The sequence below is a fragment of the Nocardioides marmoriginsengisoli genome, from assembly GCF_003725695.1.
In the GTDB taxonomy this organism is placed as follows: Bacteria; Actinomycetota; Actinomycetes; order Propionibacteriales; family Nocardioidaceae; genus Marmoricola; species Marmoricola marmoriginsengisoli.
This window is the reverse complement of the sequence record NZ_RJSE01000003.1, coordinates 300,224-320,090: the sequence shown is the minus strand read 5'-3', so window position 1 is coordinate 320,090 and position 19,867 is coordinate 300,224. Positions and strand designations below refer to the sequence as shown.

Below are 19,867 nucleotides of genomic sequence, written 5' to 3'. Positions count from 1 at the left end.
CGTGGGACTGGTGGGGTTTTCCCGTACATTGCGGACCATGGCGACCCGTACGTCTTCCCCGTCGGCGTCGCGTAGCAGGAGCACCGCTAAGAAGGGCGCTTCGACTTCGCGATCCCGGCCGTCCGGTAGCCAGGGCAAGCGCAAGCCTGCTGCACGGAAGTCCGCCGCTTCGAAGAAGCGGCCGGCCCCGCGAGCAGTCCGCAACGGTCCTGGCCCCATCTCGCGTACCTTCGGCGCGCTCGGCCACGGCGTCGCGGCGGTCTGGCTGGGGGTGGCCGGCGCGATCGGTTCCGGCGCCCGCCGGGTCGGTCAGGGCGCCCGCGACCTGGATCCCGAGCACCGCCGCGACGGCGCCGGGCTGTTCCTGGTCGCGATCGCGGTCGTGGTCGCCGCCTCGGTCTGGTGGCAGGTCCCGGGCGGTGTCTTCGACGCGACCCGGGCCGCGGTCGCCGGCTCGGTCGGCCTGGTCGGCTGGTTCGTCCCGCTGATGCTCGTCTACATCGCCTGGCGCAACCTGCGCGACCCGGAGGCGAACGGCCCGGTCGGTCGCCAGGTGGTCGGCTGGGGAGCGCTGCTGTTCGGCGTGCTCGGCATCATCCACATCGCCAACGGCTCGCCGAAGCCCGCGCTCGGCGACACCACGGATCTGCAGCAGGCCGGCGGCGCCCTCGGGTTCGTCGTCGCCAAGCTGCTCACCGACCTGCTGAGCACGCCGTACGTGGTCGTACCGCTGCTGGTGCTGCTCTCCGTCTTCGGCGTCCTGGTGGTGACCGCGACGCCGGTCTACCAGGTCCCGGCCCGGCTGCGGCTGCTGCGCGACCGGATGCTCGGCCGCACGATCGAGCCCGAGGTCGAGGAGTCGCCGAAGAAGACCCGGCGCAGCCGCAAGGACCTCGTCGAGGACGGCATCGACCCGGACATGGGCGACGTCGCCTACGACAGCCCGGTCCTGGAGGAACGCGAGGTCGCCAAGCGCGGCCGCGCCAAGGAGGTCGAGCCCGAGGTCGAGGAGAAGGTCGAGCTCGAGCCCCCGCCGCACACCCCGCTGCCGGTGCGGGTCGAGCAGCTCAGCCTCTCCGGCGACATCACCTACACGCTGCCCGAGAGCGACATCCTCAAGCCGGGAAGCGCGCACAAGGCCCGGACGCCCGCGTCCGACGCCGTCGTCGAGCGCCTCACCGGCGTCTTCGACGAGTTCGACATCGACGCCACCGTCACCGGCTACACCCGCGGCCCGACGGTGACCCGGTACGTCGTCGAGCTCGGCCCGGCGGTCAAGGTCGAGAAGATCACCAACATCGCCAAGAACATCGCCTACGCGGTGGCCTCGGCCGACATCCGGATCCTCTCGCCGATCCCGGGCAAGTCCGCGGTCGGCGTGGAGATCCCGAACACCGACAAGGAGATCGTCTCCCTCGGCGACGTGCTCCGCTCCAACACGGCTCGCAACGACCACCACCCGATGGTGGCCGGACTCGGCAAGGACGTCGAGGGCGGATTCGTGGTCGCCAACCTCGCGAAGATGCCGCACCTGCTGGTGGCCGGCGCCACCGGATCGGGTAAGTCGAGCTTCATCAACTCGATGATCACCTCGATCCTGATGCGGGCCACGCCCGACGAGGTCCGGATGATCATGGTCGACCCCAAGCGGGTGGAGCTGAACGCCTACGAGGGCGTCCCGCACCTGATCACGCCGATCATCACCAACCCGAAGAAGGCTTCCGAGGCACTGCAGTGGGTCGTCCGCGAGATGGACATGCGGTACGACGACCTGGCGAACTTCGGGTTCCGGCACATCGACGACTTCAACAAGGCGGTCCGGGCCGGGAAGGTGCAGGTGCCGGCCGGCAGCGAGCGCCAGCTGGCGCCGTACCCGTACCTGCTGGTGATCGTCGACGAGCTCGCCGACCTGATGATGGTCGCACCGCGCGACGTCGAGGACGCGATCGTCCGGATCACCCAGCTCGCCCGTGCCGCCGGCATCCACCTGGTGCTCGCGACGCAGCGGCCGTCGGTCGACGTGGTGACCGGTCTGATCAAGGCGAACGTGCCCTCGCGGCTCGCGTTCGCGACCTCCTCGCTGGCCGACAGCCGGGTCATCCTCGACCAGCCCGGTGCCGAGAAGCTGGTCGGCCAGGGTGACGGGCTGTTCCTGCCGATGGGCGCCTCCAAGGCCGTCCGGGTGCAGGGGAGCTGGGTGACCGAGGCCGAGATCCACCAGGTCGTCCGCAAGTGCAAGGACCAGCTGGAGCCGAGCTACCGCGAGGACGTCACGGCCCCGGCCGCCTCCAAGCGCGAGCTCGACGACGACATCGGCGACGACCTCGACCTGGTCGTCCAGGCCGTCGAGCTGGTCGTCTCCACCCAGTTCGGCTCCACCTCGATGCTGCAGCGCAAGCTGCGGGTCGGGTTCGCCAAGGCCGGCCGCCTGATGGACATCATGGAGAGCCGCGGAGTGGTCGGACCGAGCGAGGGCTCGAAGGCCCGGGACGTGCTGATCAAGCCCGATGACCTCGACGCGGTCATCGCGACCTTGCAGGGGGAGCTGTGAGCGACACCGAGACCGACGCGGTCCACGAGCTCGAGCACGACGAGAACCTGCTGGCCGTGCACCGCAACGTCCTGCTCTCCGGCGTGGTCGGCGGGCTGGCGCTGGTGCTCGGGCTGGGCTACCTGATCCGGGGCTCCTCGTTCTTCGACGCGCTCATCGGCCTGCTCCTGCTCGCCGTGGCCGCGCTGAACCTGCCGGCCGTGGTGGCGGCCCGGACGCCGGTCCTGGTCGTCGACGACCAGGGCATCCGGTTCCGGATCGGCTTCAGCTGGCGCGGTCTGCCCTGGCAGGACGTGCGCCAGGTCGTCGTCGAGAGCCCGGAGACGCTGCTGCGCGAGGGACGCCTGGTGATCGTGCCGCGGGACCGCTCGGCGACCGCCGACTACCAGGGCCCGGTCGCGCAGGCGCACCTGCGCTGGAACCAGTACTGGTACGGCGCCCCGGTGGCGCTGCCGCTCGGCATGACCACGGTCACCGACAGCATCGACCTGGCGGCCGACCTCGACGTGCTCGCCGCCGGCCGTACCGAGGTGGTCGGGGTGCAGGGGCGTCAGCTCGCTCCGCTCGACGAGGTCCAGCCGCGACCTGCTGCCGACCCGGTGGCAGTGGCGTCGGCGTACGGTGCCGAGACGGTCGAGGCGCCGGTCCCCGAGGAGCCGGCGCTGCCCGGCCCGGTCCTGCCGCTGCGCGACCTGCACCGGCCGGCCCGAGTAGAGGCGCGACTGGAGGCCCCGGAAGAAGCCCCGGAAGAGGTGCCCGAGGACGAGCCGGTCGTGCCCGACCAGGCTGACGCGGTCCTCGATCCGTCCGCCGAGGACACCGGCCCGGTGGTGCTGGCCATCCCGGAGCAGCGCGGTCCCGATCAGTACGCGCCGGAGCAGCACGTCCCGGAGCCGGTGATCGGCCAGAAGGTGCGGCACGCCCGCGAGATGCTCGACATGAGCATCGACGAGCTCAGCCAGCGCACCCGGATCCGCCCGCACGTGCTCGAGGCGATCGAGCTGGACGACTTCGCCCCCTGCGGCGGCGACTTCTACGCCCGCGGCCACCTGACTGCCGTCTCCCGGGTGCTCGGCCTCAGCCTGGAGCCGCTGATGAAGCTCTACGACGAGCGCTACGCGCAGGCACCGATCAACGCCCGCCGGGTCTTCGAGGCCGAGCTCTCCACTGGGTTGTCCGGAGGCATGCGCGCCACGCTCGGCGGCCCCCGCTGGAGCCTGGTGATCGGAGCGGTGCTCAGCCTGACGATGATCTGGGGACTGGCCCGGATGCTCGCCGGCGACCCGGAGCAGCTCAACGCCGCGCCGGAGGAGACCAGCCAGACCGCGGGGCTCGCGGCCAACCGGACGCCGATCACCTCGGCCCGGATGAAGACCAGCACGATGACGGTCAAGGCGGTGTACGCCGGGACCCGGGTCGTAGTCCGGGACCGCACCGGCAAGATCCTCTGGTCCGGCGACCTGGCGATCCGCAAGCAGCGCAAGATCGTCGGCCTGGCGCCGTTCAAGGTCTCCGCCGACAACGCCGGTGCCGTCGAGGTGACCGTCAAGGGCAAGGCGCTCGGGACCGTGGGGACGGCCGGCGCGGCAGGGTCCAAGACCTTTCGCTGACCGGCGCGGGTTCGCGGGTTCGCTCTGGGTTCGCTCTGGGGCCGTCCGGCCCGTCATACTCGACCCGAGATGACTGCCTCCACCGACGCCACCGAACGCCACACCGTAGCCCTGGTGACCCTGGGCTGCGCCCGCAACGAGGTCGACTCCGAGGAGCTGGCCGGCCAGCTCGAGGCCGGTGGCTTCCTGCTCGTCGAGGACCCCGCCGACGCCGAGACCGTGGTGGTGAACACCTGCGGCTTCGTCGAGGCCGCCAAGAAGGACTCGGTCGACACGCTGCTGGCCGCCGCCGACCTCAAGGAGACCGGCTCGACCAAGTCCGTCGTCGCGGTCGGCTGCCTCTCCGAGCGGTACGGCGCGGAGCTCGCCGAGTCGCTTCCCGAGGCCGACGCCGTCCTCGGCTTCGACGCCTACCCGGACATCGCGGACCGGCTGCGCTCGATCCTGGCCGGCGACCAGCAGCACGCCCACACCCCGTCGGACCGGCGCAAGCTGCTGCCGATCACCCCGACCGAGCGGATCGACATCGACGTGGTGGTCCCCGGTCACAGCTTCGAGGTGGCTGCGCCGACCGATCTCACCGACATCGGCGCCGGTGCGCCGGCGACCGGGCCGCGCTCGGTCCGCCGCCGTCTGGACGGCGGCCCGATGGCCCCGCTCAAGCTCGCGTCGGGCTGCGACCGGCGGTGCGCGTTCTGCGCGATCCCCAGCTTCCGCGGCTCGTTCGTCTCCCGGCGCCCGGCCGACGTCCTCGCGGAGGCCCGCTGGCTGGGCGAGCAGGGCGTCAAGGAGCTCTTCCTGGTCTCGGAGAACTCGACGTCGTACGGCAAGGACCTCGGCGACATCCGGCTGCTGGAGACGATGCTGCCCACGCTGGCCGCCGTCGACGGCATCGAGCGGGTCCGGGTGTCCTACCTGCAGCCGGCCGAGACCCGTCCCGGGCTGGTCGAGGCGATCGCGCGCACCGACGGCGTCGCGGAGTACTTCGACCTGTCCTTCCAGCACGCCTCGGCCGGGGTGCTCCGGGCGATGCGCCGGTTCGGCGACCCGGACTCGTTCCTCACGCTGCTCGCCGACGTACGCCGGAACGCCCCGGAAGCCGGGGTCCGCTCCAATTTCATCGTCGGCTTCCCGGGGGAGACCGACGAGGACTTCGCCACCCTGTGCGACTTCGTGAGCGAGGCCCGGCTCGACGCGGTCGGCGTCTTCGGGTACTCCGACGAGGACGGCACCGAGGCCGAGACGTACGCCGACAAGCTCGACCAGGACACCATCGACGAGCGTGTCGAGCACCTCAGCGCGCTGGCCGACGAGCTGACCGCGCAACGCGCCGAGGAGCGGATCGGCGAGCGGGTGGTGGTGCTGGTGGAGTCGCTCGACGTCGAGGACGGGGCCGCCGAGGGCCGGGCCGCCTGCCAGGGCCCGGAGGTCGACGGGTCCACCACCCTGACCGGGCTGTCCGGCGACTTCGCGGTGGGTGACATGATCGAGGCGACCGTGATCGGTACCGAAGGCGTCGACCTGATCGCCCGACCGGTCTGATCCGTCGGACCTGAGCAGCGAGAGGGGCAGGATGAGCGACCAGAAGCCGAGCAATTGGAACGTGCCGAACGCGCTGACCACGCTCCGGATCGTGATGGTCCCGTTCTTCGGTTTCGCCCTGCTGCACGACGGCGGCGACTCGACCGGGTGGCGCTGGGTCGCCTACGGCCTGTTCGCCGTCGCGATGATCACCGACAAGATCGACGGTGACCTCGCCCGCAAGCACAACCTGATCACGAACTTCGGCAAGATCGCCGACCCGATCGCCGACAAGGCGATCACCGGGATGGCCTTCATCGGGCTGTCGATCATCTACCCGGTGCTCTGGTGGGTGACCGTGCCGGTGCTGGTCCGCGAGTGGGCGGTCACCTTCGCACGGCTCTCGATCGCCAAGCAGGTGGTGATGCCGGCGAACCAGAGCGGCAAGATCAAGACGATGGCCCAGGCGCTGGCGCTCGGCGGTCTGGTCGGTCCGTTCCACTACCTCACCGGGTTCTGGGACGTTCCCGGCGAGATCCTCTGGTGGGCGGCGATCGTGCTGATGGGCGTGGCCGTCGTGCTCACGATGACCTCGGGCTACGAGTTCGCCCGCGACGTCGTCCGACACCGCCGTACGGCGAACGCGCCCGCGCAGGCCTGAGCCGCTAGACCCGGGAGCGCTCGATCACCCGGGCCGCCTGGATCAGCGCCAGGTGGCTGAACGCCTGCGGGAAGTTGCCGGCCATCCGGTCGCCGGTGACGTCGTACTCCTCGCTGAGCAGGCCGACGTCGTTGCTCAGCGCGACCAGGCGCGTCATCAGCGCCTCCGCCTCGGCCGTCCGCCCGACCCGGGCGTAGACCGCCGCCAGCCAGAACGAGCAGGCCAGGAACGGGTGCTCGTCGCCGCTGAGCCCGTCGACGCCGGAGCCGGTCCGGTAGCGCATCAGCAGCCCGTCGCGGAGCAGGTCCTCCTCGATCCGGGCGAGCGTGCCCAGCATCCGCGGATCGCCGGCCTCGACGAACCCGACCAGCGGGAGGAGCAGCAGCGAGGCGTCCACCTCGGTGGTGGCGTCGTGCTGGGTGAAGGTGCCGCGGTCGGCGTCGTACCCGCTGTCCAGGACGGCCGACCGGATCTCGTCGCGGACCCGGCGCCACTCGTCGACCGGTCCGCGGAGCCCGTGCCGCTCGACGCCGCGGATCATCCGGTCCAGGCCGGCCCACATCATCACCCGGCTGTGGGTGAAGTGCCGCTGCGGCCCGCGGATCTCCCAGATGCCGTTGTCGGGGAGGTGCCACGACTCCGCGATCCCGTTCGCCAGGGTGCGTTGCAGGCTCCAGCTGTCGGTGGTCTCGGTGAGGCCGAGGTCGCGCGCGGCGGCGAGGGCGACCAGCACCTCGCCGATCACGTCGCCCTGGCGCTGGCCGACGGCTCCGTTCCCGATCCGGACCGGCCGCGAGCCGGCGTACCCGGCGAGGTGGTCCAGCTCGGTCTCGGGCAGGTGCCGGCTGCCGTCGACGGCGTACATCACCTGCAGGTCCTCCGGGTCGCCGGCGATCGCGCGCAGCAGCCAGTCGCGCCAGGGGCGGGCGCGCTCGGGGTGGTCGTCGCCGATCATCGCCTCGACGGTCAGCGCCGCGTCGCGGAGCCAGGAGTACCGGTAGTCCCAGTTCCGGACGCCGCCGAAGTCCTCGGGCAGCGAGGTGGTCGGCGCGGCGACGATGCCGCCGGTGTCCTCGTCGGTGAGCGCGTAGAGGGTGAGCAGGCTCCGGTTCACGGCGGCGGCGAACGGACCCTGGTCGGGCGCGGCGGCCAGCCAGTCCCGCTGCTCGGCGAGGGTGGACGCGATCCGGCTGTCGAGGTCGAGGCGCGGCGGGACGTCCCGGTGCGACGGTACCCAGGTGAGCGAGAAGTCGAGCACCTCGCCGGCGGAGACCTCGAACTCGTCCTGGTGGTGGCCGCCCACCGCGTCGGGCAGCCGGGGCCCGGCCAGGATCACCTTGTCCGGGCCGGCGACCGCGACGATGACCAGGCCGTCGCCGGTGTCGACCCGGTGCACCCACGGGCGGATCCGGCCGTAGTCGAACCGGATCGTGAACTCGTGCCGGACCCGGACCGTGCCGCGGACCCCGGTGATCCGGCGGACGACGTCGGCGCGGCGGTCGCCGGTCGGCATCAGGTCGAGGACCTGGACCTCGCCGGTCGCGGTGGTGTGCGTGGTCTCCAGGACGTTGGTGCCGTCGAGGTAGCGGCGGGTCGAGGTGTGCTCGCCGGCAGGGCCGAGCAGCCAGCGGGAGGAGTCCGGGTCGCCGAGCAGCCGGGAGAAGCACGAGGCGGAGTCGAAACGGGGGAGGCAGAGCCAGTCCACGGAGCCGTCGAGGCCGATCAGTGCCGCGGTGTGCCGGTCCCCGATGATCCCGTAGTCCTCGATCGGCCCCATGGCCTGACAGTAGCCTTCACCGCATGACCTCTGAGGACCTCGCCGCCCGGGTGCACCAGGCGCTGCTCGCTCGCGGTGAGACGGTGGGCTGTGCGGAGTCGTTGACCGGAGGCGGCCTGGCCGACCTGCTCAGCGGCACCCCGGGTGCCTCGGCGACCTTCGCGGGCGGGGTGGTCAGCTATGCGACCCGGGTCAAGCGCCAGGTGCTCGGCGTGACCGCGGCCCAGGTGGTCTCGGCGGACTGCGCCTCGCAGATGGCCCGCGGTGCCCAGGAGCTGCTCGGCGTCGACTGGGCGCTGGCGACGACCGGGGTCGCCGGACCGGAGAAGCAGGACGACAAACCGGTCGGCACCGTGTACGTCGGTCTGGCCGGGCCGCACGGGGTGACCGTGCACCGGCTGGCGCTGGACGGCGACCGGGGCGCCGTCCGGGACGGTGCGGCGCACGCCGCGTTGGAGGCGCTGCTCGATGTCCTCGGCTGAGCTGCTGGCGCTGGCCGACCGGCTGTACGGCGAGCCGGTGGGTGCCTTCACCGCCGCCCGGGACGCCGCCGCGAAGGCGTCCGGCTCGAAGGAGGCGGCGGCCAGGATCAAGGCGTTGAAGAAGCCGTCGCTGGCGGCCTGGGCGGTCAACCTGCTGGTACGGCGGGAGGCCGAGCAGATCGACCAGGTCCTGGAGCTCGCCGCCTCGCTGCGCGCGGCCGCGGAGTCGCTGGACGGCGAGGAGCTGCGCACCCTGACCCGGCAGCGCCGTCAGCTCACCGCCGCGCTGACCACGACCGCCTCCCGGCTGGCCCGTGAGCACGAGGCCCGGTTGACGTCCGCCGTCGCGGACCAGGTCGAGGGGATGCTGACCGCGGCGATGCTGGACCCGGTGGCCGCCGACGTGGTCCGGTCCGGGCTGGTCGTCACCGCGTTCACCTCGACCGGGGTCTCCGACCTGGACGTGGCCGCGGTCTGCGCGCTGCCCGATGCGCTGGGGTACCGCGCGGAGGTGGTGGAGCCGGCGCCGCCGGTGCTGCACGTCGTACCGGACGACGGGATCCGGCTGGAGGCGGCGCAGGAGAAGGTCGACGAGGCGGTCCTCGCCGTCGCGGCGGCCGACGAGCAGGTGCAGCACGCGACGGCGCGCGAGGAGAAGCTTCAGGCGCGCCGCTTGCAGCTCGGCGGGGAGATCGACGAGCTCCGCCGCCGGCTGGCCGGAATCGAGGACGACGTGGATCGCCTGGACGAGGACATCGAGGAAGCCGAAGCAGAACTCGAGGAGCTCACCGAAGCCCGAGCCGAGGCGGAGCAGGCGCTGGACGAGGCGAAGCAGGCCCTGGCGAAGCTCCGGTGAATCGGGTTCAGGCCCAGTTCTTGGCGCGCTCGACGGCCTTGAGCCAGAGGGCGTAGGCGGCGGCGGTCCGGTCGGCGGCGCGGGGGTCGGGTGCGAACGCGCGGTCGAGCTGCCAGGTCTCGCGCAGGGCGTCGGTGCTGTCCCAGACCCCGGTGCCGAGGCCGGCCATGAAGGCGGCCCCGAGTGCGGTGGTCTCGACGATCCTCGGCCGCTCGACCGGTACGCCGAGCAGGTCGGCCTGGAGCTGGCAGAGCAGGTCGTTCGCGGCGGCGCCGCCGTCCACCGCGACCGAGGTCAGCGCGGGCATCGTGTCGATGACGTCGCGCACCTCGTAGGTGATCGCCTCCAGGGTCGCCCGGACGATGTGCGCCCGGGTCGTGCCGCGGGTCAGGCCCAGGATCGCCCCGCGCGCGTGCGGGTCCCAGTGCGGGGCGCCGAGGCCGGTCAGCGCCGGGACGAACACGACCCCGTCGGTCGAGTCGACGGTGGCGGCGATCGCGGCCGTCTCCGCCGCCGTACCGACGATCTGGAGGCCGTCGCGCAGCCACTGCACGGCCGCTCCGGTCACGAAGATCGCGCCCTCGAGCGCGTAGGTGATCCGGCCGTCGGGGGAGCGCCAGCCGGCCGTCGAGAGCAGCCCGGCGTCCGAGCGGGCGACCTCGTGACCGGTGTTGGTGAGGATGAACGAACCCGTCCCGTAGGTGCACTTGGAGTCGCCGACGTCGAAGCAGGTCTGGCCGAAGAGCGCCGACTGCTGGTCACCGGCGATGCCCGCGATCGGCAGGTCCAGGTCGAGGAACGAGCGCGGGTCGGTGCGCGCCAGCTCGCCCCAGTTGTCGACCACCTCCGGCAGCGCGTCGCGGGGGACGCCGAAGAGCGCGCAGAGCTCGTCGGACCAGGCGCCGCGCTCCAGGTCGAAGAGGAGCGTGCGGGACGCGTTGGAGACGTCGGTGACGTGCCAGGTGCCGCGGGTCATCCGGGCGATCAGGTAGGAGTCGACCGTCCCGATCGCGTACCGGCCGGACTCCACCAGTGCCCAGGTGTTCGGCTCGTGCTCGGCGAGCCAGGCCAGCTTGGTCCCGGAGAAGTAGGGGTCCAGCCGCAGCCCGGTCAGCTCGGCCACCCGCTCCTCGTGGCCGGCGGCCTTGAGGCGCTCGCAGATCTCGGTCGTACGCCGGTCCTGCCAGACGATCGCTCGCCGCGGCGAGCCGAGCGTCTCGCGGTCCCAGAGCAGCACCGTCTCGCGCTGGTTGGTGATCCCGATGCCGGCGAGGTCGGCGGGCTTTCCGCCCCAGGCCCGCAGCGCGGCGCGGGTGGACTCGATGGTCGCCTGCCAGATCTCCTCGGGGGAGTGCTCGACCCAGCCGGGGCGCGGGAAGTGCTGCGCGAACTCCTGGTAGCCCTTGGCCGCGATCGTGCCCTCGGCGGTCACGATCACCGCGGTCACGCCGGTGGTGCCCGCGTCGATGGACAGCACGCTCTTGCTCATGGCGGCATCCTGTCAGTCGGTGGCACCCGGGCGGTGCTCCCGGAGGAGGTCGAGCACGCGCGTGTCGATCCAACTGCCGTCCTCGGCGACCCGCATCTCGTAGTTCTCGGTGCCGACCCACGCGGCCAGGTTCGGGTGCCCCGCGGCCGCGACCAGGGCGGCGATCTCGGACTCCAGCTCCGGGGTGACCGGGACGCGCTCCTCCTCGGTGGAGGCGGTCAGGTAGAGGTCGTTGAGGTCGAGGAGCCGGCCCAGCTCGGTGATCGGCTCGGGGTGGTCGTCGACCCGGAGGTCGGTCGCGACGTCGTCCATACCGCCGTACCCGGCTCCGTCACTGACCACCAGGAGCGCGGCGGACTGGCGGCCGCGCTTGTCGCCACCGGCGGCGTCGCCCGCGGCCAGCGCGGCCAGCAGGCGCCTGCTCAGCTGCTCGCCGGCGCCGGCGTCCCAGGCGACCTTCATCGCCTCGACCACCTCGGGGCCGGTCAGGATGTTGCCCTGGATCGCGACGCCGTCGCCGACGATCCCGCCCGCCCAGTCGAAGCAGGCGCTGCCGGTGTGGGACGCGGCACCGCCGTCGACGTCGACGATCCCGAGCTGGCGGTGGTCGCGCTTGTCGTCCTCCTCGAGCATCCGGTCCAGTGCCACCTCGGCGGTGGCGCCCTCGTCGAGCAGGGCGAGCCCGATGCCCTTCCAGGCGACGTTGGCGTCGGCCTGGGTGGCGAGCGCGCCGACACCCGCGACGGCGGCCGGTACGGCGTTGCCGACGGCGAGGAACTTGGAGGCGACCGCGACACCCCAGCTGGTGCCGTCGCGGCCGACGATCGAGAAGGTCATGGCCAGACCCTAGCGACCTTGGCTAGTGTGGCCAGCGTCACTTGAACGATCCAATGAGGGAGTCAGATGCGCGTCGGAGTACTCACCGGAGGCGGCGACTGCCCCGGGCTCAACGCTGTGATCAGGGCCGTCGTACGGAAGGGCGTGAAGGAGTACGGCGACGAGTTCGTCGGCTTCCGCGACGGCTGGAAGGGCCCGCTCGAGGGGCTGACGATGCCGCTGGGGATCGACCAGGTCCGCGGGATCTTGCCGCGCGGCGGGACCATCCTCGGATCGTCGCGGACCAACCCGTTCTCGATCGAGGGGGGTGTCGAGCAGATCAAGGCGAACCTGGCCGCGGCCGGGGTGGACGCCCTGATCGCGATCGGCGGCGAGGACACCCTCGGGGTGGCGACCAAGCTGCACGACCTCGGCGTGAAGGTGGTCGGGGTCCCGAAGACGATCGACAACGACCTGTCCGGCACCGACTTCACCTTCGGCTTCGACACCGCGGTGAACATCGCCTCCGAGGCGATCGACCGGCTGCACACCACCGCGGAGTCGCACCACCGGGTCCTGGTGGTCGAGGTGATGGGGCGGCACGCCGGCTGGATCGCGCTGCACGCCGGGATCGCCGGGGGAGCGAACGTGGTGCTGATCCCGGAGCGGCCCTTCGACATCGAGGAGGTCTGCCGGTACGTCGAGACCCGGTTCGAGACGAAGTACGCGGTGATCATGGTCGTCTCCGAGGGTGCGGTGCCGATCGAGGCCGAGGACGACAGCGGCATGACGCTGCTGACGGGGGAGAAGGACGCCTTCGGGCACGTCCGGCTCGGCGGGATCGGCGAGCGGCTGGCGAACGAGATCGAGGCCCGCACCGGCAAGGAGGCGCGGGCCGTCGTCCTCGGGCACATCCAGCGCGGCGGGACGCCGACCGCGTTCGACCGGTGGCTGGCGACCCGTTTCGGCCTCCAGGCGATCGGGGCGGTCCACGACGGGGATTTCGGCACGATGATGGCGTTGCGCGGGACGAGCATCGTCCGGGTGCCGCTGAGCGAGGGGACCGCCGAGCTGAAGCTCGTGTCGCCGGAGGAGTACGCCGAAGCCGAAGTCTTCTTCGGCTGAGCCCGCCCCTGTCCAACGGGGCGCGGATCACGGTAGAACGGAGTACCGCACTCGTCACGCCACCGCACGCCGAGGAGGCACCCTTTGTCCACGACCGCCGATGACCAGGACGTGAACGGACCGGAGTCGGACCTCAAGCGGGTGATCGGCCCGGGCCTGCTGCTGCTCTTCATCGTCGGCGACATCCTGGGCGCCGCCGTGTACGCGGTCACCGGGCGGCTGGCGGGACAGGTCGGCGGCATTGCCTGGCTCCCGTTCCTGGTGGCGTTCGCGGTCGCGACGCTGACCGCCTGCTCCTACCTGGAGCTCGTCTGCAAGCACCCGCAGGCGGCCGGGGCGGCGCTCTACGCCCACAAGGCCTTCGGGGTGCACTTCGTGACGTTCCTGGTGGCGTTCACCGTGGTCTGCTCGGGCATCACCAGCGCGGCGACGTCCTCGGGCCTGCTGGCCAGCAACCTCCTGCTCGGCCTGAACGAAGGCATCGACAGCGTGCCGACCGGGGACGGGGCGACGATGGCGGTCGCGCTCGGGTTCATGGTGGTGCTCGCGCTGATCAACCTGCGCGGTGTCGGCGAGAGCGTGAAGTTCAACGTCGTCCTCACCCTGATCGAGATCTCGGCGCTGGCGATCGTGATCGTGATCGGGTTCGTGGCGATCGCGAACGGGAACGGCGACCTCGACCGGATCACCGTCTTCGAGAGCCCTCACGACAAGGGCCTGTTCGCCGCGGTCACCGTCGCGACCGCGATCGCGTTCTTCGCGATGGTCGGCTTCGAGGACTCGGTCAACATGGTCGAGGAGACCAAGGACCCGGGCCGGATCTTCCCGCGGGCGATGTTCACCGGCCTCGGCATCGCGGTGATCATCTACATGCTGGTCGCGGTCTCGGTGGTCGCGGTGATCCCGGCCGGCGAGATCCTGACGCCCAAGGACCCGGAGGCCGGGATCCTGCTCGACGTCGTCCGGATCGGGGCGCCGGACATCCCGATCGACAAGATCTTCCCGTTCATGACGGTGTTCGCGGTCGCGAACACCGCGCTGATCAACATGCTGATGGCGAGCCGGCTCGTCTACGGGATGGCCAACCAGGGGGTGCTCCCGCGCGGGCTCGGCAAGGTGCTTCCGGCGCGCCGCTCGCCGTGGACCGCGATCGTCTTCACCACCACGCTCGCGCTCGCGCTGATCGTGGTGGTCCGGCTCCAGGCCGAGAACAGCGTCGTCGGCGCGCTCTCCGGTACGACGGCGCTGCTGCTGCTCGCCGTGTTCGCGGTCGTGAACGTCGCCCTGCTGGTGCTCCGGCGCGACCCGCCCGCTCCCGGCGGGTTCGTGGCACCGAGGTTCGCCCCGTACGTCGGCGCGGTTGCCTGCCTCTACCTGCTCGGCCCGTGGGCGCGGCTCGAAGCGGACATGATCCAGTACAAGATCGCTGCCGGCATGCTCGGCGTCGGGGTGCTGCTCTGGCTGGTCACGTTCGTGCTGAACCGGGCGGCCGGGGAGACCAGCGAATTCGAGGACGTCAGCAACCTGGGGGACTGACGCCTACGGCAGCAGCACGACCTTGCCGTCGGCGCGTCCCGCCGCCAGGAGCCGGTGCGCCTCGGCGACCTCGGTCAGCGGGTACGTCGCCCCGACCTGGACGAGCAGCGTGCCCTCGCCGGCGAGCCGCGCCAGCTCGGGGCGGGCGTTCGCACGGACCTCGGTCCCCGGGTCGGCGCCCGGGCCGCCGCCGAGGACCTTGACGCCCGCGGTCGGCGCGGACCCGAAGTTCGCGATCGTCGCGATCCGGTCCCGGTCGGCGACCAGCGCCAGCGACGTCTCCAGGGCCTCGTCGGTGCCGATCAGGTCGAGAGCGACATCGATGCCCTCGGGAGCCATCGCCTGCAGGCGTTCGAGCAGTCCGTCGCCGTAGGTCACCGGCTCGGCGCCGAGGCTCTCCAGGGCGGCGTGCCGGCGGGGGCTGGCGGTCGCGATCACCCGGGCGCCGCGCAGGGCCGCGAGCTGGATCGCCATCAGGCCGACCCCGCCTGAACCGCCGTGCACGAGCACGGTGTCGCCGTCGCCGACCGCGGTAGCGGTGAGCAGGTGCACGGCGGTCGCGCCGGTCAGCATCAGCCCGCCGGCCTCGGCCCAGCCCAGCGACGCCGGCTTCGGTACGACGGCAGTGGCCGGAACGACGACCTCGCTGGCGTAGGCACCGCTGATCCGGAACGCGATCACCTCGTCGCCGACGTTCTGATCGACTCCTGGGCCGATCTCGGTGATCACCCCGGCGGCTTCGAACCCGAGCCGCATCGGCAGGTTCGCCGGATCGGCTCCCATGGCGCCGCCGTACACCTTCAGGTCGATGGGGTTGACCCCGGCGGCGCGGACCTCGACCCGGACCTCGCCGGGGCCAGGAGCAGCCGGCTCGACCTCCGCAGTCGTCAGGTTCTCCGGTCCGCCGAACGCGATTGCTTGCACGATGGTCGCCATGGGCCGTTGAACCCCGGCGTGTCGGGTGCTATTCCCGGTGTGTCGCGGCGATGAGTCCCCTCGGCCGCCGATTGTGGGTGCCACCGCCCGGGGACGTAGGCTTGTCCGGTGGTTGACCCCTTGAACCCCGCGATCCCTGATCTTGCGGCCCTGCACGCCCTCGGTGCGGCGCAGCAGCCGTCGTACCCGGACGCCGCAGCGGTGGACGCCGCCGTCGCCCGGCTGCGCTCCTACCCGCCGCTGGTCTTCGCCGGCGAGTGCGACCGGTTGACCGACAAGCTCGCTGCGGTGACCCGGGGCGAGGCCTTTCTGCTCCAGGGTGGCGACTGCGCCGAGACCTTCGACGGGGTCACCGCGGACAACGTGCGCAACAAGCTCCGGGTGCTGCTGCAGATGGCGGTCGTGCTGACCTACGCCGCGTCGGTGCCGGTCGTGAAGCTCGGCCGGTTCGCCGGCCAGTACGCCAAGCCGCGGTCCTCGGACTTCGAGACCCGCGACGGCGTGACCCTGCCGGCGTACCGGGGCGACGCGGTCAACGGCTTCGAGTTCACCGAAGCGGCCCGGATCCCCGACCCGCAGCGGCTGGTGGACGTCTACCACTCGTCGGCCTCCACGCTGAACCTGGTGCGCGCCTTCACCACCGGCGGGTACGCCGACCTGCGCCAGGTGCACGCCTGGAACACCGACTTCGTCCAGGGGTCGGCCGTCGGCAGCCGCTACGAGGCGGTGGCCAACGAGATCGACCGGGCGCTGACCTTCATGAAGGCGATCGGTGCCGACCCGGACGAGTTCCACCGGGTCGAGATGCACTCCAGCCACGAGGCGCTGGTGCTCGAGTACGAGCACGCGATGACGAGGATCGACTCCCGCACCGACCTCCCGTACGACGTCTCCAGCCACTTCGTCTGGATCGGTGAGCGCACCCGCCAGCTCGACGGCGCGCACGTCGAGCTGCTCAGCAAGATCCGCAACCCGATCGGCGTGAAGCTCGGCCCGACGACCAGCGCGGACGACGCGATCGCGCTCTCGGAGAAGCTGAACCCGGAGAACACCCCGGGGCGGCTCACCTTCATCACCCGGATGGGTGCCGGCAAGATCCGCGACCTGCTGCCGCCGCTGGTGGAGAAGGTCGAGGCGGCCGGGCTGCAGGTGGCGTGGGTCTCCGACCCGATGCACGGCAACACCTACGAGGCGTCCTCCGGCTACAAGACCCGGAGCCTCGCGGACGTGACCGACGAGGTCCAGGGCTTCTTCGACGTGCACCGCTCGCTGGGCACCTGGCCCGGCGGCATCCACGTCGAGCTCACCGGCGACGACGTCACCGAGTGCGTCGGCGGGCTCGAGGACCTGGCCGAGATGGATCTGGGCAACCGCTACGAGTCGGTCTGCGACCCGCGGCTGAACCGGGTGCAGTCGCTCGAGCTGGCGTTCCTGGTCGCAGAAATGCTCCGAAAGGCCTGACAGGATGAGCGCATGATCGACCTGCGCTCCGACACCCTGACCAAACCCTCGCCCGGCATGCGGCAGGCGATGGCGAGCGCCGAGGTCGGCGACGACGTGTACGGCGAGGACCCGACGGTGACCGCGCTCGAGGCGCGGGTGGCGGCGATGTTCGGCAAGGAAGCCGGTCTGTTCACGCCGACCGGCTCGATGGCCAACGTGCTCGCGGTGGCGGCCCTGGTCAGCCCGGGCCAGGAGATCCTCTGCGAGTCGCGGGCGCACATCGTCCGGGCCGAGCTCGGCGCGCACGGCGCGTTCACCGGTATCACCAGCCGCACCTGGGTGGAGCCGGACGGGCAGCTCGACCTGCCGACGATCCAGGACCTGTACGCCCCCGACATGGGCACCTACTTCGTCCGAACGGCAGCGGTCTCGGTCGAGAACACCCACAACTTCGCCGGCGGCACGGTGCTGCCGCTCGACGACCTGCGCGCTCTCCGGACCTGGGCCGACGAGGTCGGCTGCGCGATCCACCTGGACGGTGCCCGGATCTGGAACGCGCACGTAGCCACCGGGACCGCCCTGTCGGAGTACGGCGCGATCGCGGACACGATGGCGGTCTGCCTCTCCAAGGGCTTGGGGGCTCCGGTCGGCTCGGTGGTGCTCGGCTCGGCGGAGGCGATCGAGCAGGCCCGGATCCGCCGCAAGCGGCTCGGCGGCGGGATGCGCCAGGTCGGGATCCTCGCGGCGGCCGGTCAGTACGCCCTGGACCACAACATCGACCGCCTCGCCGAGGACCACGCGAACGCGCGCCTGATCGCCGCGGCCTGCGGGGTGGACCCGAGCACGGTGCCGACGAACATCGTGGTGCTGGACGTCCCGTCGGCGCCCGAGGTGGTCGCCGCGGCGGCCGAGCGCGGCGTCCGGATCGGTGCCGTGGGTCCGCGCCGGGTCCGGTTGCTCACGCACCTCGACGTGAGTCGCGAGGACGCCGAGCGTGCCGGAGCGATTCTGGCCGAGGTCCTGGCCTAGTCAGCTCTTCCGGTGCCCGGCTCCGGCGTCCTACGATGCAGAACCAGCCGGTTTCGCTAGTCGCCGGCCCCACCCCTCCCAGGTCTCAGGTGGTCTCGATGAAGTCTCGGCTGCTCGGCTCCGTTCTCACTGCCCTGCTCGCCGGCGTGGTGCTGGCGTTCCCGTTCGGCTCACCGGCGGTCGCCGCCCCGGCCCCACTGGTGATCACGTCGAGCACGCTGCCGACGGCTCCGGTGCTGGCGCCGTACACGGCCACGCTGAAGGCGACCGGTGGCAACTTCGGCCGGGTCTGGTCGCTGGTCAGCGGCACCCTGCCGAGCGGGCTGAAGCTGAGCGCGCAGGGCAGGATCACCGGCACTCCGACCCAGGAGGGCCCGGCGGTCTTCACCGTCGGGGTGCACGACACCGCGAACCCGCGGCAGTCGGCGACCGCGGTGATCGACCTCGCCGTCGGCCCGATGCAGATCACCACGACCACGATCCCGAGCACGATCTACCAGGGGAAGACCTACCCGGTCACCCAGCTCAAGGTGGCCGGCGGCAAGAAGCCGTACACCTGGTCGATCGTCCAGGGCAGCCTGCCGTTCTTCAAGACCATCACCCAGGACGGCAAGATCGGCGGCGCGGTGGCGTTGTTCCCGGGCACCCGCACCTTCACGGTGCAGGTCGCCGACTCGACCGGGCGGACTGCGGTCCGGCAGTACCAGATCGAGGTGCGGACGATGGAGATCACCACCGCGACGCTGCCGCAGGCCAAGCGCAACGCCTACTACTCGGCTCCGGTGAAGGTCGCCGGCGGAATCGGCAAGGTCACCTGGACGATCGACGAGGGAGCGCTCCCTCCGGGCCTGAAGCTGTCGGCTAGCGGCGTCATCTCCGGTGTCCCGAAGCAGAGCGGCTCCTGGACGTTCACGGTGATGGCCTCGCACGACTTCTTCGACGCGGGGGGCACCGACCGGCACACCTACACGCTGGTCGTGAGCTGATTCAGCGGCGTACGCGCTCGCCAGCGTCGACCCGGCCCACGACCGGCGGGATGGTCCGGACGGCCTGAGCCAGTTCGCGCAGCTCGGTGCCGAGCAGCGCCTGCGGTCCGTCGCAGAGCGCGTTCTCCGGGTCGGGGTGCACGTCGACGATGACACCGTCCGCGCCGACGCCGATCGCGGCCCGGGAGAGCGGGACCACCAGGTCCTTGCGCCCGCCCGCGTGCGAGGGGTCGACGATGATCGGCAGGTGGCTGATGCTCTGCACCACCGGCACCGCGGAGATGTCCAGGGTGTTGCGGGTGCTCGGCTCGAAGGTCCGGATCCCGCGCTCGCAGAGCACCACGTCGAGGTTGCCGCGCTGGGCGACGTACTCGGCCGCCATCAACCACTCCTCGATGGTCGCGGTCATCCCGCGCTTGAGGAGGACCGGCTTGCCGGCGTCGCCGACGGCCTGCAGGAGGCCGAAGTTCGCCATGTTGCGGGTGCCGATCTGGAGCATGTCGGCGTGCTCGGCGACCACCGGCACGTCGCGGGCGTCGACGACCTCGGTCACGATCGGCAGGCCGGTCGTCTCCCGGACGTCGGCCAGGATCTCCAGGCCCTTGATGCCCAGGCCCTGGAACGCGTACGGCGACGTCCGCGGCTTGAACGCGCCGCCGCGGAGCAGGGTCGCGCCGGCGGCCTTGGCCATCTCGGCGGCCTCGAGCGTCTGGCCCGGGGTCTCGACGGCGCAGGGGCCGGCGATGAACGTGAAGGTGTCCGGGCCGATCGGGACCTGGCTGCCGATCCGCCCGACCCAGACCGTGGACCGGTCCGGATGGTGCTGCCGGCTGACCAGCTTGAACGGGTCGGAGATCCGGTGCACGTCGGCGACGCCGGCCATGCTGCGCAGGTTCAGGCCGTGGAAGGACTCGATGTCGCCGACCAGGCCGATGATGGTGCGGACGACACCGCGGCTCACGAACGCCTGACCGCCGACGCCTTCGACGCGTTGCGTGACGTGCGCGATCTGTTCGTCGGTGGCCCCTGGAGCCATCACCACAACCATG

The 19,867-nt window shown here is 71.6% G+C and carries 16 protein-coding genes; 11 read left to right on the top strand and 5 right to left on the bottom strand.

Annotated features, from left to right (window positions below):
• Positions 1–37: 37 nt before the first annotated feature.
• The 4 genes from EFK50_RS03480 (at position 38) to pgsA (ending at position 6,343) form a co-directional block, all read left to right on the top strand.
• A complete protein-coding gene (locus EFK50_RS03480) occupies positions 38–2,551 on the top strand; it encodes an FtsK/SpoIIIE family DNA translocase (protein WP_123226151.1) in 2,514 nt (837 codons plus the stop codon).
• Positions 2,548–4,161, top strand: coding sequence for a helix-turn-helix domain-containing protein (locus EFK50_RS03475; RefSeq protein WP_123226150.1), 1,614 nt, complete (start codon positions 2,548–2,550; stop codon positions 4,159–4,161). Before EFK50_RS03480 ends, EFK50_RS03475 begins: the two co-directional genes overlap by 4 nt.
• 69 nt (positions 4,162–4,230) lie before the next feature.
• A complete protein-coding gene (rimO, locus tag EFK50_RS03470) occupies positions 4,231–5,703 on the top strand; it encodes a 30S ribosomal protein S12 methylthiotransferase RimO (RefSeq protein WP_123226149.1) in 1,473 nt (490 codons plus the stop codon).
• A 31-nt stretch (positions 5,704–5,734) separates the two neighbouring features.
• Complete coding sequence (gene pgsA, locus EFK50_RS03465; RefSeq protein ID WP_123226148.1) at positions 5,735–6,343, top strand: CDP-diacylglycerol--glycerol-3-phosphate 3-phosphatidyltransferase; 609 nt, start codon at positions 5,735–5,737, stop codon at positions 6,341–6,343.
• Between the two features lie 4 nt (positions 6,344–6,347).
• On the opposite strand, the gene EFK50_RS03460 is transcribed toward pgsA, so the two are convergent.
• Entirely contained in the window at positions 6,348–8,120 is a 1,773-nt protein-coding gene (locus EFK50_RS03460; protein ID WP_123226147.1) for a glycoside hydrolase family 15 protein, read from the bottom strand.
• A 23-nt stretch (positions 8,121–8,143) separates the two neighbouring features.
• On the opposite strand from EFK50_RS03460, the gene EFK50_RS03455 reads away from it, so the two are divergent.
• Positions 8,144–8,602 carry a CinA family protein gene (locus EFK50_RS03455; RefSeq protein ID WP_123226146.1) on the top strand — a complete coding sequence of 153 codons (459 nt, stop codon included), beginning with the start codon at positions 8,144–8,146 and terminating at the stop codon, positions 8,600–8,602.
• Complete coding sequence (locus tag EFK50_RS03450; protein ID WP_123226145.1) at positions 8,589–9,458, top strand: hypothetical protein; 870 nt, start codon at positions 8,589–8,591, stop codon at positions 9,456–9,458. Before EFK50_RS03455 ends, EFK50_RS03450 begins: the two co-directional genes overlap by 14 nt.
• 7 nt (positions 9,459–9,465) lie before the next feature.
• On the opposite strand, the gene glpK is transcribed toward EFK50_RS03450, so the two are convergent.
• Both glpK and EFK50_RS03440 read right to left on the bottom strand, forming a co-directional pair.
• Positions 9,466–10,947 (bottom strand): glycerol kinase GlpK, encoded by a 1,482-nt coding sequence (gene glpK, locus EFK50_RS03445; RefSeq protein ID WP_123226144.1) that lies wholly within the window; start codon positions 10,945–10,947, stop codon positions 9,466–9,468.
• 12 nt (positions 10,948–10,959) lie between these two features.
• Positions 10,960–11,784 (bottom strand): DUF1028 domain-containing protein, encoded by an 825-nt coding sequence (locus tag EFK50_RS03440; protein ID WP_123226143.1) that lies wholly within the window; start codon positions 11,782–11,784, stop codon positions 10,960–10,962.
• Between the two features lie 66 nt (positions 11,785–11,850).
• On the opposite strand from EFK50_RS03440, the gene EFK50_RS03435 reads away from it, so the two are divergent.
• Both EFK50_RS03435 and EFK50_RS03430 read left to right on the top strand, forming a co-directional pair.
• A complete protein-coding gene (locus tag EFK50_RS03435) occupies positions 11,851–12,888 on the top strand; it encodes a 6-phosphofructokinase (protein WP_123226142.1) in 1,038 nt (345 codons plus the stop codon).
• Between the two features lie 84 nt (positions 12,889–12,972).
• Positions 12,973–14,424 (top strand): APC family permease, encoded by a 1,452-nt coding sequence (locus tag EFK50_RS03430; protein ID WP_123226141.1) that lies wholly within the window; start codon positions 12,973–12,975, stop codon positions 14,422–14,424.
• Between the two features lie 3 nt (positions 14,425–14,427).
• Here EFK50_RS03430 and EFK50_RS03425 read toward each other — a convergent pair whose 3' ends face one another.
• Positions 14,428–15,360, bottom strand: coding sequence for an NADP-dependent oxidoreductase (locus tag EFK50_RS03425; RefSeq protein WP_123226140.1), 933 nt, complete (start codon positions 15,358–15,360; stop codon positions 14,428–14,430).
• Positions 15,361–15,468: 108 nt separating this feature from the next.
• Between EFK50_RS03425 and EFK50_RS03420 the strand changes: the two genes are divergently transcribed.
• The 3 genes from EFK50_RS03420 to EFK50_RS03410 all read left to right on the top strand — a co-directional run bounded on the left by EFK50_RS03420 (position 15,469) and on the right by EFK50_RS03410 (position 18,818).
• Positions 15,469–16,821 (top strand): class II 3-deoxy-7-phosphoheptulonate synthase, encoded by a 1,353-nt coding sequence (locus tag EFK50_RS03420; protein WP_246004016.1) that lies wholly within the window; start codon positions 15,469–15,471, stop codon positions 16,819–16,821.
• A 12-nt stretch (positions 16,822–16,833) separates the two neighbouring features.
• A complete protein-coding gene (locus EFK50_RS03415) occupies positions 16,834–17,832 on the top strand; it encodes a threonine aldolase family protein (protein ID WP_123226138.1) in 999 nt (332 codons plus the stop codon).
• Between the two features lie 98 nt (positions 17,833–17,930).
• A complete protein-coding gene (locus tag EFK50_RS03410; protein ID WP_183407676.1) occupies positions 17,931–18,818 on the top strand; it encodes an Ig domain-containing protein in 888 nt (295 codons plus the stop codon).
• Between the two features lies 1 nt (position 18,819).
• On the opposite strand, the gene aroF is transcribed toward EFK50_RS03410, so the two are convergent.
• On the bottom strand, positions 18,820–19,866 hold the full coding sequence (gene aroF / locus EFK50_RS03405) for a 3-deoxy-7-phosphoheptulonate synthase (RefSeq protein WP_123226136.1): 1,047 nt from the start codon (positions 19,864–19,866) through the stop codon (positions 18,820–18,822).
• Between the last annotated feature and the right edge of the window lies 1 nt (position 19,867).

Excerpts from the sequence above, each read along its gene's own strand:
- aroF (WP_123226136.1), bottom strand. The coding sequence starts at position 19,866 with ATGGTTGTGGTGATGGCTCCAGGGGCCACCGACGAACAGATCGCGCAC.
- rimO (WP_123226149.1), top strand. The coding sequence starts at position 4,231 with ATGACTGCCTCCACCGACGCCACCGAACGCCACACCGTAGCCCTGGTG.
- pgsA (WP_123226148.1), top strand. The coding sequence starts at position 5,735 with ATGAGCGACCAGAAGCCGAGCAATTGGAACGTGCCGAACGCGCTGACC.
- EFK50_RS03440 (WP_123226143.1), bottom strand. The coding sequence starts at position 11,784 with ATGACCTTCTCGATCGTCGGCCGCGACGGCACCAGCTGGGGTGTCGCG.
- EFK50_RS03410 (WP_183407676.1), top strand. The coding sequence starts at position 17,931 with ATGAAGTCTCGGCTGCTCGGCTCCGTTCTCACTGCCCTGCTCGCCGGC.
- EFK50_RS03460 (WP_123226147.1), bottom strand. The coding sequence starts at position 8,120 with ATGGGGCCGATCGAGGACTACGGGATCATCGGGGACCGGCACACCGCG.
- EFK50_RS03435 (WP_123226142.1), top strand. The coding sequence starts at position 11,851 with ATGCGCGTCGGAGTACTCACCGGAGGCGGCGACTGCCCCGGGCTCAAC.
- EFK50_RS03480 (WP_123226151.1), top strand. The coding sequence starts at position 38 with ATGGCGACCCGTACGTCTTCCCCGTCGGCGTCGCGTAGCAGGAGCACC.
- EFK50_RS03455 (WP_123226146.1), top strand. The coding sequence starts at position 8,144 with ATGACCTCTGAGGACCTCGCCGCCCGGGTGCACCAGGCGCTGCTCGCT.
- EFK50_RS03425 (WP_123226140.1), bottom strand. The coding sequence starts at position 15,360 with ATGGCGACCATCGTGCAAGCAATCGCGTTCGGCGGACCGGAGAACCTG.
- glpK (WP_123226144.1), bottom strand. The coding sequence starts at position 10,947 with ATGAGCAAGAGCGTGCTGTCCATCGACGCGGGCACCACCGGCGTGACC.
- EFK50_RS03450 (WP_123226145.1), top strand. The coding sequence starts at position 8,589 with ATGTCCTCGGCTGAGCTGCTGGCGCTGGCCGACCGGCTGTACGGCGAG.
- EFK50_RS03415 (WP_123226138.1), top strand. The coding sequence starts at position 16,834 with ATGATCGACCTGCGCTCCGACACCCTGACCAAACCCTCGCCCGGCATG.